This window comes from Conexibacter woesei Iso977N (genome assembly GCF_000424625.1).
GTDB lineage: Bacteria > Actinomycetota > Thermoleophilia > Solirubrobacterales > Solirubrobacteraceae > Baekduia > Baekduia woesei_A.
The window spans coordinates 945,769-958,109 of sequence record NZ_AUKG01000002.1 but is presented as its reverse complement, the minus strand read 5'-3'; the positions used below and the strand labels follow the sequence as shown (position 1 = coordinate 958,109).

The 12,341-nt window shown below is 72.6% G+C and carries 9 protein-coding genes and 1 pseudogene; 7 read left to right on the top strand and 3 right to left on the bottom strand.

The features are described from left to right. Nucleotides 1-85 precede the first annotated feature (85 nt). Nucleotides 86-739, top strand: a complete 654-nt coding sequence (locus H030_RS0116820; RefSeq protein ID WP_027006972.1) for a response regulator transcription factor — start codon at nucleotides 86-88, stop codon at nucleotides 737-739. A gap of 9 nt (nucleotides 740-748) precedes the next feature. Then, nucleotides 749-2,422: a GAF domain-containing sensor histidine kinase gene (locus H030_RS0116815; RefSeq protein ID WP_027006971.1), complete on the top strand. Its 1,674-nt coding sequence runs from the start codon at nucleotides 749-751 to the stop codon at nucleotides 2,420-2,422. Here H030_RS0116815 and H030_RS0116810 read toward each other — a convergent pair. Beyond that, nucleotides 2,419-4,692: a DUF4394 domain-containing protein gene (locus H030_RS0116810; protein WP_027006970.1), complete on the bottom strand. Its 2,274-nt coding sequence runs from the start codon at nucleotides 4,690-4,692 to the stop codon at nucleotides 2,419-2,421. The genes H030_RS0116815 and H030_RS0116810 overlap by 4 nt on opposite strands. Before the next feature lie 124 nt (nucleotides 4,693-4,816). On the opposite strand from H030_RS0116810, the gene H030_RS0116805 reads away from it, so the two are divergent. Then, complete coding sequence (locus tag H030_RS0116805) at nucleotides 4,817-5,506, top strand: response regulator transcription factor (RefSeq protein WP_035127861.1); 690 nt, start codon at nucleotides 4,817-4,819, stop codon at nucleotides 5,504-5,506. Beyond that, complete coding sequence (locus H030_RS0116800; protein ID WP_027006968.1) at nucleotides 5,503-6,798, top strand: sensor histidine kinase; 1,296 nt, start codon at nucleotides 5,503-5,505, stop codon at nucleotides 6,796-6,798. The genes H030_RS0116805 and H030_RS0116800 overlap by 4 nt, the downstream gene beginning before the upstream one ends. A gap of 330 nt (nucleotides 6,799-7,128) precedes the next feature. Here H030_RS0116800 and H030_RS0116795 read toward each other — a convergent pair whose 3' ends face one another. Both H030_RS0116795 and H030_RS32870 read right to left on the bottom strand, forming a co-directional pair. After that, the gene (locus tag H030_RS0116795; RefSeq protein WP_027006967.1) at nucleotides 7,129-8,478 is read right to left on the bottom strand and encodes a M20/M25/M40 family metallo-hydrolase; all 1,350 of its coding nucleotides are present in this window, start codon (nucleotides 8,476-8,478) and stop codon (nucleotides 7,129-7,131) included. Further along, nucleotides 8,475-9,653, bottom strand: a complete 1,179-nt coding sequence (locus H030_RS32870; protein ID WP_081690875.1) for a M24 family metallopeptidase — start codon at nucleotides 9,651-9,653, stop codon at nucleotides 8,475-8,477. Before H030_RS32870 ends, H030_RS0116795 begins: the two co-directional genes overlap by 4 nt. Nucleotides 9,654-9,719: 66 nt before the next feature. On the opposite strand from H030_RS32870, the gene H030_RS0116785 reads away from it, so the two are divergent. The 3 genes and pseudogenes from H030_RS0116785 (at nucleotide 9,720) to H030_RS32865 (ending at nucleotide 12,336) form a co-directional block, all read left to right on the top strand. Continuing rightward, complete coding sequence (locus H030_RS0116785) at nucleotides 9,720-10,112, top strand: Rid family hydrolase (RefSeq protein WP_027006966.1); 393 nt, start codon at nucleotides 9,720-9,722, stop codon at nucleotides 10,110-10,112. Then, a complete protein-coding gene (locus H030_RS0116780) occupies nucleotides 10,109-11,278 on the top strand; it encodes a cysteine desulfurase-like protein (protein WP_081690874.1) in 1,170 nt (389 codons plus the stop codon). The genes H030_RS0116785 and H030_RS0116780 overlap by 4 nt, the downstream gene beginning before the upstream one ends. Nucleotides 11,279-11,365: 87 nt before the next feature. Then, a pseudogene (locus tag H030_RS32865) lies at nucleotides 11,366-12,336 on the top strand (IS481 family transposase). Nucleotides 12,337-12,341: the final 5 nt, after the last annotated feature.

Below are 12,341 nucleotides of genomic sequence, written 5' to 3'. Positions count from 1 at the left end.
CACTCGGCGTTGCCGCACCGCGAGCAGCGACAGCGCGGGGAACTACGGAGGCGCGCCCCGGGCCCGCGGGTAGGATCGGTGGGGCATGAGCGACACCACCATCTCGATCGTCCTCGCCGACGACCACGCGGTCGTGCGCAAGGGGCTGCGGCTCGTCCTCGACGCCGAGGAGGGCTTCGAGGTGCTGGCCGAGGCGGGCACGACCGACGACGCGGTCCGGCTGATCAAGGCCCACCGCCCGCGCGTGGCGGTGTTGGACCTCAACATGCCGGGCCGGCTGGGCTCCTCGCTCGACGCGCTGCCGGTCCTGGCGGCCGACGCGCCGGACACACGCGTGGTCGTCCTGACGATGCAGGACGACCCGCAGTACGCGCGCAAGGCGCTGGCCGCCGGGGCCAACGCCTACGTGTTGAAGGAGGCCGCCGACGCCGAGCTGGTCGAGGCGATCCGCCGCGCGGCCGCCGGCGAGGTGTACCTCAACCCGCAGCTCGGCGCGCGAATCGCTTCTGCCCCGACCGAGCCCGCGGGGCCGCCGGACGACCTGACCGCGCGCGAGCTCGAGGTGCTGCGGCTGATCGCCCTGGGCCACACGAACGCCGAGATCGGCGGGCAGCTGTTCCTGTCGGTCCGGACCGTCGAGACGCACCGCGCGCACATCCAGCAGAAGCTGCGGCGGTCCTCGCGCGCCGAGCTGGTGCGCTACGCGCTCGACCACGGGCTGCTGGACGCGCCGGAGTAGTTGTCGCCGATGCTCGACGGCGTCCTGCAGCTCGCGCGGAGCGTTCTCGAGGACCTCGACCTCGACGTCACGCTGGAGCGGGTCCTGGTCGCGGCGCGTGAGCTGACCGGCGCGCGCTACGCGGCGATCGGCGTGCTCGATGAGGAACGCACGGGGCTGGCGCGGTTCATCACGTCCGGGCTGGACGAGGAGGCGACGCGCGCGATCGGGCCGCCGCCGCGCGGGCGCGGCGTGCTCGGCGAGCTGATCAGCCACCCGGTGGCGCTGCGGCTGCCGGAGGTGAGCGGGCACCCGCACTCGTTCGGCTTCCCGGGCAACCACCCCAAGATGCACGCGTTCCTCGGCGTGCCGGTGCTGGCGGGCGGCGAGCCGTACGGGAACCTGTACCTGACCGACAAGGCCGGCGGCGCGCAGTTCTCCGCTGAGGACGAGCGAGCGCTCACGTTGCTCGCCGACTTCGCGGGTGTGGCGATCGACCACGCGCGCCGCTACGCGGGGTCGGAGACCGAGCGGCGCGCGCTGGTGCGGACGGTCGCGGCGCTCGACGCCACCGTGCAGATCGCGCTGGCGCTGGGCGGGCAGAGCGACGTGGGCAAGGTGTTGGGGTTGGTCGCCGAGCGCGGCCGCGCGCTGGTCGACGCGCCCGCGCTGGCGATCGAGGTCCTCGACGGCGACGACCTGGTCGTCGCGGCGGCCAGCGGCGAGGTTCCTGTAGGCCTTGTGGGGATGCGCGTGCCGGTGCGCGACACGGTCGCGGAGGCCGCGCTGCGGACGCTCGTCACGCAGCGGTTGGAGGATCCGGAGAACGCGGCGCGCTTCCAAGAGCATGGCCTTGGCCGGCTGGGGTTCAGCGCGACGGCGGGGCTGGCGGTGCCGCTGGTCTTCCGCGGCGCGCCGTACGGGGTCCTGATCGCGGCCGGGCGGATCGGCGACGACGACGTGCGGTTGATGGAGTCCTTCGCGGCGAGCGCGGCGACGGCGGTCGCGACCGCGCAGAACGCGGCGACCGAGCAGCGGCGGATGCGGATCGCGGCGACCGAGGCCGAGCGCGCCCGCTGGGCGCGCGAGCTGCACGACGAGACGCTGCAGTCGCTGGCCGCGCTGCGGCTCGGGCTGGCGGCGGCGCGGCGCGCGGCGGGCGCGGCCGACCCGGCGGCGCTGGACTCGCTCCTGACCGAGGCGCTCGGGCAGCTCGACGGCGAGATCGCGACGCTGCGCGCGCTGATCACCGAGCTGCGCCCGGCGGCGCTCGACGAGCTGGGGCTGGCGGCGGCGATCGGCGCGCTGGCCGAGCGCAGCGCGTCGTCCGGCCTGGATGTCGACCTCGATGTGGCCGTCGACGACGGCGTCGTCGCCGATCCGGACCGGCAGATCGCGATCTACCGGATCGTCCAGGAGGCGCTGTCCAACGCGCGCAAGCACGGCGGCGCCCGGCGGGCGGTGGCGACGGTCGCGGTCGCGGGCGGCCGCGTCGAGCTGAGCGTCCGCGACGACGGCTCCGGCTTCGACCCGGCCCGCGCGACCGACGGCTTCGGCGTCCTCGGGATGCGCGAACGCGCGGAGCTGCTCGGCGGGACGCTCGTCATCACGTCCTCCCCAGGCGCGGGGACGACCGTCGAGGCGACGCTCCCGCTCGCCGAGCCGCCGCTGGGACGGCAGCTCGGCGGCGGTGACCGTCGCTAGCGCCGCACGGTCGCGCTCTTCAGCGCGGTCCTGGCGGCGTTGCCCACCTTGTCCTTCAACGTGATCTCGACCCGCAGCCGCAGGCCGGCCTCGAGGCCCTTGAACGTCACCGTGACCTTGCCGGCCTTGTTGATCGTCTTGGCGACCGACCTGTAGGTCTTGCGAACCGTCCTCCTGCCGTGCTTGACGGTACGGGTCAGCTTGATGGTGGCCTTGCCCGCCTCCGACGCCGTGAAGCTGACGGTCAGGCGCCGCTTGGTGCTCGTCGAAACCTTCAGGCCCTTGAGGACCGGCGCGGTGTGGTCACCTGGCTGCGGCGTCCCGATCGGCACGATCGGCTTCAGGGGCGCGACGTAGGGCGCCGGGGTCGGCGTCGGGGTCGGCGTCGTCCTTTCGGTCGTGTCGTCCTGGTGCGTTGCTGGCGGCGGCGGGTCGTCGATCGCCCTGACCGGGTGCGGCAGCTCCGCCGCGCCGACGGCCAACGCCGAGAGCGCGGTCGGCAACGTGCCGAGCCTCTGGGCCTCGGCGTTGAGGGTGACGATGCTGTAGAGGCCCGGTGTGCCGCCGACGACCAGCGACGTGATCATCACCTCGGTCCACCTTCCGCCGTTGCCCCACGGGATGTCGGCCGCGGTGATCGGGCCGAAGTCCAGCGTGGTGCCACCGAGGGTCACCGTGGATTGGGGAGCCTGGCTGAAGGACCCGGCGTTCGCCGTGACCGTGTACAGCAGCTTGTCGGTGCCGGGCTCCAGCGCGAAGGCGACGTCGTTCGGGGCGTCGAGCGTCGTGTGCGGCCACGCGTAGGCGTAGGCGATCGAGGTCGGTCCGATCGCGCCGGGCGGCTCGTCGGTCCACGGGTGGTCCGGGTTGGTCCCGGCCACGCTGCCCGCGGCGCCGCCGAAGTTGCCGTCGATCGGCGCGCCGCTGGTCAGCGATGCGCGCAGGTTGAGCCCGTTGGCGTTGCTGATCCGGAGCTGGTCATAGACCGGAGCGACGTCGACGCCCCAGCCGGAGGCCGGCAGGTCGACCGTGGCGCCACCGCTGTCGACCCACGACAGGCCCCCGGGCGTGCCGATCGCGGTCGCCGCTCCGCTCTGCGGGTCGATCCGGTAGATCGTGCCGGTGTCGGCCGCGGCGTCGATCCCGACGCCGACGAGCTGGCCGGTCTGGGTCCGCCACGACACACCTGCGAGGTGCTCGCCGGCCGTCAATCCGGTCACGGCGAGCGACGTCTGGCTGCCGGGCGTCGTCGTCTGGAAGCGGTGCAGCGTGTCGGTGCCGTCGGCGTCGAGGCCGATCGCCGGGTAGCCGGCGATGTCCGCGTCGCGCGGGAGCGCGAGCGACTGGATCGGCACGGTGCCGTCGCCGATCGTGCCGGCGTCGGTGACCGCGCCGCCGGCGAGGTCGATCTTGTACAGGCTGGTCGTGGTGCCGAGCTTCAGCGCCGCGTAGCCGGTGCCGGCGGTGACGGGCTGGTTGCTCGCAGGCGCCCTGGTGTCCGGGTCGATCGCGAAGCCGGCGACCGAGCCGGGCGCGAACGGCGCCCCGCCGTGCGTCAGCGCGATCGCACCGGTCTGGTTGCCGGCGTTGGGCGGGTTGAGGAGCGCGAGCTCGCCGCCGGCCGCGTCGAAGGTGTAGGCCGTGGTCGCCGTGGCGTTGAGGCGCGCGTCGGTGTAGCCGATGCCGCCCGCGCTCGTCGAAGCGCCGTGCAGCGCGCCGTCCGGGTTGGTGCCGGTCACGCTGCCGGCCGAGCCGCCGTTGTCACCGTCGACCGGCGTGCCGGTGTTGGGGTTGATCCGGAAGTTGAGGCCGCCGGTCGTCGTGACGCGGACGCGGTCGGCGGCCGGGCTGAACGCCATGCCGTAGCCGGAGGCAGGGAGGTCGACGGCCGTCGCGCCATCGGTCGTGAGCGCGATCGAGCCGACCGCCCCGACCGGGACGGCGCCGGCCGGCCAGTCGAGGCCCGAGTTGCCGTCGATCCCGATGACGTAGAGCGTGCCGGTGTCGCCCGCGGCGTTGACGCCGAGCGCGTAGAAGGCGCCGTTCTGGGGCCGGACGGTGAGCGCGACGAGGCTCTCGCCGGGGGCGACGCCGCGGATCGTGTCGGTCTGCACGGTCGTGGCCGGCGCGGACGTGGCGAACGACAGAAGCCTGCCGTTGGAGAGCGCGTAGGCGGTCTGCGACGGCGCCGCGTCGGCCGCGGGCGCAGCGGCCGCGCAGAGCAGCGCGACGGCGCCCGCGAATGTGGCGAGGGTTCTCGATCGGATCATTCGGTTGCGCATCCTAGTTGAGGGGTTCGACGGGGCTGGACGCCCGTCTTGGTGGGGGAAACGGGCGTCGCGTGTTCAGGTTGCGGTCAGGGTCGTCGGGTGTGGGGCGCTTACCATCCGGGGCGTGGAGCTGCGGGCCGGGATCTGCGAGGACGACGACGAGCTGCGGGGCGTGGTCCGGCGTGCGCTGGAGCGCGAGGGCTTCGCGGTCGTCGCGGTCGCCACGGGGGCGGACGCGGTGCGGTCGTTCGCGGGCGACGGCGGCGGGTCGTTCGACGTGCTGGTGCTGGACGTCGGGCTGCCGGACGCCGACGGGCGCGATGTGTGCCAGGCGCTGCGGGCGCAGGGCGTCGCGACGCCGGTGCTGTTCCTGACCGCGCGCGACGCGCTGCCGGACCGGCTGAGCGGGTTCCACGCCGGGGGCGACGACTACCTGACGAAGCCGTTCGCGCTCGCGGAGCTGCTGGTGCGGGTGCAGGCGCTGGTGCGGCGCGGGCCGTCCGCGGAGCCCGCACCGCGCGACGACGGCGACGCGCCGGCGCTGCGTCTCGATCCCTCCGCCCACGCGGTCCTGCACGAGGACGTCCGGATCCCGCTGACGCCGACGGAGTTCCGGCTGCTCGCCGCGCTGGCGGCGCGGCCGGGCGAGGTGGTCCGGCGGGCGACGCTGGTCAGCGCCGGGTGGCCGGAGGGCGCGATCGTCCACGACAACACGCTCGACGCGTACCTCGCGCGGCTGCGGCGCAAGCTGCGCGATGCGGGGGTCGAGCAGGCGATCCACACGCGGCGCGGGCTCGGGTACGAGCTCCGGTGAGCTTCCGCAACCGGTTGCTGGTCACGTCGCTGGTGACGCTCGCCCTGGGGCTGGGCGCGCTGTTGTTGGTGGGGAACGTGCTGCTCGACGTTCGCGTACATCATGAGACGTCGACCGAGCTGCGGACGCGGGCCGAGGGGCTCCTGGCGACGCTGGTCGTCGACGGGTCGCGGGTGTCGGTGCGTGAGGGAGCCAACGACGAGGTGCTGGATCGGCGGGCGTGGGTGCTCGAGGGTTCGCGGGTGGTCGAGCGGCCGGAGAACGTGTCGTCGAAGCTCGACGCGACGGCGGTGAGGCTGGGGCGCGCGGCGCAGGCGGGCGAGCACGACGGGCCGGGCGACGTGTCGCTGCGCGTCGAGCCGGTCCGGGGACGTGACGGGCGCGTCGTGGGTGCGGTCGTCGTCGGGATCTCAACCGAGCCGCTGGAGGATCTCCAGCAGGTCGTGTTGTTGGGGTCGTTGGTCCTGGCGTTGTTGGTGTTGTTGGCGGGCGGGCTGGCGCTGCGACGGGCGATCGACCGGGCGCTGGAGCCGGTCGCGCGGATGACGGCCGAGGCCGAGGACTGGGGCGCGCACGACCTCGACCGCCGCTTCGGGATGGGGCCGCCGCGCGACGAGCTGACCGGGCTGGCGGCGACGCTGGACGGCCTGCTGGCGCGGATCGCGGCGTCGCGGCGCCACGAGCAGCGCTTCGCCGCGGAGGTCGCGCACGAGCTGCGGACGCCGGTGGCCGGGATCCGCGGGCGGGCCGAGCTGGCCATCGACGACGACGAGGACGCGCGGACGGAGGCGCTGACGTCGATCGTGTCGCAGTCGGAGCGGCTGACCGGGGCGATCGACACGCTGCTGGCGGTGGCGCGCCGTGAGTTGGATCCGTCGGCCTCAGCGGTCGACATGGTGTCCTTGGCCCGCGAGATCCCCGACGTCGAGCTCGTCGTGGACGGGACGCCCCCGTTGGCCGAGGGCGAACCCGACATCATCCGCCGCGCGCTGGCGCCGCTCCTGGACAACGCCCACCGCCACGCATCCTCCCGGGTGACCTTGGAGCTGTCGTCCTCCGCCGGCACCGTGCAGCTCGCGATCCGCGACGACGGCCCCGGCATGTCCCCCGCCCTCGGCGAATCCGCCTTCGACCCCGGCACCCGCGGCACCTCACCCGGCTCCGCCGGCCTCGGCCTCCCCCTCTCCCGCCGCCTGATCCACTCCTGCGGCGGCACCATCACCCTCGGCCCCGGCCCCGGCGGCCACTTCATCCTGACCCTCCCCGCCGTCCACGGCCCGACGCCGGAGTAAGTCAGGGCCGACGGCGGAGCGACGCGCAGCCGCGCGGAGACACGGGGGATTCGTGACCGATAGGCGATACGACGGCGTCGCCGCTGACCGACACCGCGGTCACTTAGGCCGGAAGTGCTACGGCCAGTCGAGGCGCGTGTACCGAGGGAGACGCGGCAGTCGGGCGAGACGCGAGTCAGAGGCGATGGCGGAGCGAGGCGCAGCTGCGCATCGCCACGGGGGATTCGCGATCAATAGGCAGTACGACCGCGTCGCCGCTGACCGACACCGCGGCCACTGAGGCCGGAAGTGCTGCGGCGAGTCGAGGCGCGTCTACCGAGGGAGGTGCGGTTAGGCGGTAGGGCCGCCGAGGGTGGCGAGGTGGGTCAGGAGGTGGGTGGTGAAGCGGATGTGGTCGAGGTAGTCGGTGATCGCGCCGTGCTCGTTGGGGCCGTGCATGTTGCCGTCCGGGCGGAGGGTGCCGGCGGGTGAGATGACGGGTGCACCAAGGGTGTCGAGGACCATGCGGCCGGGGCCCGCCCCGATCAGGACGGGGTAGATGGCGGGTTCGCCGAAGACCTCGGCGGCGGCGGAGATCGTCGCCGTGGCGAAGGGTGTCTCCATCGGCGAGGAGGCAGGGAGGATCATCCGGCCTGCCTCGACGGTGATGTCGGATGCGACCGCGGCCAGGTGGGCGCGGAGGGCTGAGAGGCAGTGCTCAGGATCCTGGTCCGGCACCAGCGAGAAGCGCAGCGTGATGCTCGCCTCCGCGGGCACGGAGCCGACGTTGTCGGCGCCGACGATGAACCTCGACACGCTCATGGACGGCTCGAAGACGAGGTTGGTGGCGAGGGACTCGTCGTCGCCGGGCTTGAAGGGGTTCGTGCCGTCGTCGCGGGTGACCGCCGCCCGTGGCAGAGGGATGGCTCGGGCGGCGGTCAGTTGCGACGTGGTCGGCTGGAGCGCGCCTGCGGTCCAGCCTTCGACGGTGATGTGGCCGGTCTCGTCCTGCAGCGTGCTCACGGCGCGCATCAGCTCCAGCGGCGCGGAGCGCAGGATCGAGGCGAAGGCCGTGTGCTGGTCGGCCTTCAACAACCTCAACGACAACGTCGCCTCGAGGTTGCCGCGACAGCCGAAGCCGATCCCGGGCCGCCCGTCCTCGTCACGCAGGAACGACTCCCAGAGGCACGCGTCGGCGTGCAACCGGTCGGCGTTGGCCGCCAGCGCCTCGGCGAGACCGGGCGAGCCGATCTCCTCGGCCGGATCCGAGATGAAGATGATGGTGAACGGCGGGCGCTCGCCGCCGAGCGACGCGCGCCAGGCCTCCAGAGCCTGCAGCCGCGCCGTCACGTCGGCCTTGTCGTCGCACGCGCCCCGCGCGTACATCTTGCCGTCGCGGATCTCCGCGCCGAACGGATCCGACGCCCAGAGCGCGGCGTCGCCCGCGGGCTGCACGTCGTAGTGCGTGTAGATCAACAAGCGGCCCGGCCCCGTCCCGGTCCACTCGCCGCAGACCAGCGGCCCCTGACCCTCGATCTCGATCCGCCACACGTCGTCGAACAGCGGCGCCATCCGCCCCTCGATCCAGTCCGCGCAGTCCTCGATCGCCGCCCGCGCCCCGCTCACCGACGGGAACCGACAGCACGTCTGCCAGTCCGCGACGAAGCGGTCGCGGTGCTCCGAGATGTAGGCGTCGATCACGCCGCGACAGCGCCGCGCTCGACCAGCACCGGCGTGAGCTCATAGGGGTAGTCGGTCAACAGCTCGCCCCCGGTCTCGGTCACCAGCACCAGGTCCTCCAGCCGGACCCCGCCGAACCCCTGGCGGTAGCACCCCGGCTCGACCGCGATCACGTCGCCGACGACCAGCACGTCCTCGTTCTGGTTCAACGCCGGCGCCTCGTGGATCTCAAGGCCTACACCATGCCCCAAGGAGTGGAAGAACCCCTCGTTCAGCACCGTCCCCGGCTTCTTCGACAGCTGCGTCGGCTGCCCCTCGCGCTCGAACGGCGCGCACGAGATCCGGTGCAGCTCCGCCACCGGCAGCCCCGGCCTGATCGCCGCCAGGACATCCCGCAGCGACTCGTCGACCAACCGCCAGTACAACGCCAGCTCGTCGTTCACCTCGCCGAACACGAACGTCCGCGTGATGTCCGTGTAGCACCCGGTCTCCGGATCGCGCGGGCAGAGGTCGACCGTCACCGGCTCCCCCGCGAACACCTGCCCGGACCCCGAGTGGTGCCCGATGCACGTCTGCGGCCCGTGCGCGACGATCACGTCGTCGCCACTGCAGCCGTTGCGCTGGAAGGCCGCCGCCACGCCCTCCTTCAGGCGTTCGCACGTCAGCGGCCCCCAGTCGAGCACCAGGCCCCCGTCGCTGCCCGGTGTCGAGTCATACAACATGCGTGCGACCGCGGCGACCGCCGCCTCGGCGGCCGTCTGCGCGCGCCTGATCCCCGCCAGCTGCGCCGGGGACTTCACGCGCCGGCGCCGCTCGAACCCCTCGGGATCGACCACGAGCTCAACCCCCGCCGCGCGCAGCCGGTCGGCGTGCGCGACCGGGAACGCCGGCGGGACCAACGCGCGCGTCACACCCAGCTTCGAGCACGCCCGCACCGCGATCTCCAGCGCGGCGGCGTCGCCGCTGAGCCCGGAGGCCATCAGCTCGTCCAGCCCGAAGTCCTCCAGCGGCAGCGCGGTCATCCCCTCGACCTCGCTCATCCGCGCGACCTCGAGCGACCGCAGCACGGCGTACCTGCTCCCACCGTGCTCGATGTACAGGAACGGGTCGTGCACGGTGTGCGGGACCTCGTTGCGCAGCTCGGCCGACCGGGTGGTGTCGGCGTACATCAGGACGGACGGAGCCTCAACGCTCATGCAGCGCCTTTCACAAGATAGTGCACGGGCCGTCCACAATACTGGACAGGGCGGTAGTCTGCCCCTATGCACACGCTCAGAAGCGGCAGCCCCTTCGAGGAGCTCGCGTCCTACTCCCGCGCGACCCGGATCGGCGACCTCGTCTCCGTCGCCGGGACCGCCGCGACCGACGCGACCGGCACCTGCCACGGCGACGTGCGCGAGCAGACCGCCGAGTGCATCCGCTGCGCGCTCGAGGGCGCCGCCGCGCTCGGCGCCGCCCGTGAGGACGTCTTCCGCACCCGCGTCTACCTGCTGGCCGGCGCCGACTGGCGCTCCGCGGTCGAGGCCCACGGCGAGGCGTTCCGCGGCATCAACCCCGCCAACACCACGCTGCACGTCGCCGAGCTGATCCCGAAGGACTGCCTCGTCGAGGTCGAGCTCGACGCGATCGCCACCCGCGACGTGGTGACGCTGTGAGCGACACCATCACCTACGACGTCGCCGCGGTCCGCGCCCGCTTCGCCGCGCTCGCGACCAACGACACCATCTTCCTCGACACCCCCGGCGGCAGCCAGGTCCCGGACGCGGTCCGCGCCGCCGTCTCCGACGCGATGCGCGACGCCGCCGCCAACCTCGGCGGCACGTTCGCGACCTCCCAGCGCGTGGCGGAGATCGTCACCGGCGCCCGCGCCGCCGCCGCGCGCTTCCTGCACTGCTCGCCCGACGACACGATCTTCGGTCAGAACATGACCACCCTGAACTTCAGCCTCTCGCGCGCGTGCGCGCGGGACCTCAAGGCCGGGGACGAGATCGTCGTGACGCGCCTGGACCACGACGCGTCGGTCTCGCCCTGGCTCGAGGTCGCCCATGACACCGGCGCCGTCGTCAAGGTGGTGGACATCGACGAGGCCACCGCCACGCTCGACTTCACCAACCTGGAAGCCCAGCTCAGCGACCGCACGCGCGTCGTCGCCTTCTCCTGGGCGGCGAACTCGACCGGCACGCTGACCGACGCGAAGCGCGTCACCGCGCTGGCGCACTCGTTCGGCGCGCTCGCCTGGATCGACGCGACCCACGCCGCCGCGCACGTGCATGTCGACGTCGAGGCGATCGGCGCCGACGTCCTCGTCTGCAGCCCCTACAAGTTCTGCGGCCCCCACCTCGGCCTCGCCTACGGCCGCCCCGAGGTGCTCGCCGACTGGCGCCCGTACAAGGTCCGTCCCGCGCCGAGCGACCCCGTCGCCCGCCGCTTCGAGACCGGCACGCTGCCCTACGAGCAGCTCGCCGGCCTCACCGAGGCCATCAACTACTGGGAGAGCGTCGACGCCACCGGCGCCGGCCACGCCCACGCCCGCGCGCTCGGCCAGCGGCTGCTCGACGGCCTGCCGGACGACGCCCGCCTGATCGGCCCGCCCACGATGGACGGCCGCGTCCCGACGTTCCTGCTCGCCTTCGCCGACCGCGACGCGACCGCCGTCGCCGAGACGCTCGTCGCCAACAACATCAACGCCGGTGCGAGCGACTCGTTCTACTGCATGGGGTTGAAGGACCTGATCGGCGACCGCGGCGCGCTGCGCATCGGCCTGTTCCACTACAACACGGCCGACGAGGTCGATCAGACGCTGGCCGCGCTGGCGACCTAGCTGTAGTTCCTAGGGACGTTGTTCATTCATCCGGGCCTCCTTGGAGGCTGGTGGTTCTCGAGGCCATCAGCACCAAGGAGACACCGGATGAGGTTGCACGCTAACGCCAAGCTCAGTCCGAACGGTCGTCGTTTGCTCATCGACCGTCTCGAACAACAGGGTTGGGATATTCGCCAGGCAGCTGAGGCGGCGGGGATCAGCGTTCGCACGGCGAGAAAGTGGCTGGCTCGGTGGCAGGCCGAAGGCGAGTTGGGGTTGTTGGATCGATCCTCGGCCCTAAAACCGTTGCCAACAAGACCGACGCGCAGACGGTCGCGTTGATCGCCGCGCTACGACGATTGCGCTTCTCCGGGCCGCAGATCTCAGAGCTCATCGATCGACCGCTGTCGACGGTCGGCGCGGTCCTCAAGCGGATCGGGATGGGCCGTCTGGGGCACCTGGGTCTGGCGCCGGCGGTTCGCTATGAGCGCGGCAGGCCGGGCGAGCTGATCCACACCGACATCAAAAAGCTCGGCCGCATCGTCGGCGGCGCGGGAAAGCAGATCACCGGCGTTCGGCGCAATGGCGACCCGCGACGAACCGATGCCGACGGCATCCGACGCCTGACCCGAGGTTGGGACTGCGTGCACATCGCCATCGACGACGCCACCCGCCTGGCCTACGCCGAAGTCCTACCCGACGAGAAAGCCGAGACCGCCGTCGGCTTTCTGGGGCGCGCGATCGCCTTCTACGCCCGCCACGGCATCACCGTCGAATCAGTGATCACCGACAACGGCTCGCCCTACGTCTCCAAAGCCCACCAGATCGCCTGCCGCCAGCTCGGCCTCCGCCACCTGCGCACCCGGCCCTACCGCCCCCAAACCAACGGCAAAGCCGAACGCTTCATCCGCACCATGCTCGAAGGCTGGGCCTACAACAACATCTACGGATCAAGCCAAGAACGCACACGCGCCCTTGACGGCTGGCTCTGGCACTACAACCATCACCGCAAACACCAAGCCATCGGCCGCCAACCACCCATCACTCGGCTGAACAACCTCCTTGGGACTTACACCTAGCCCGC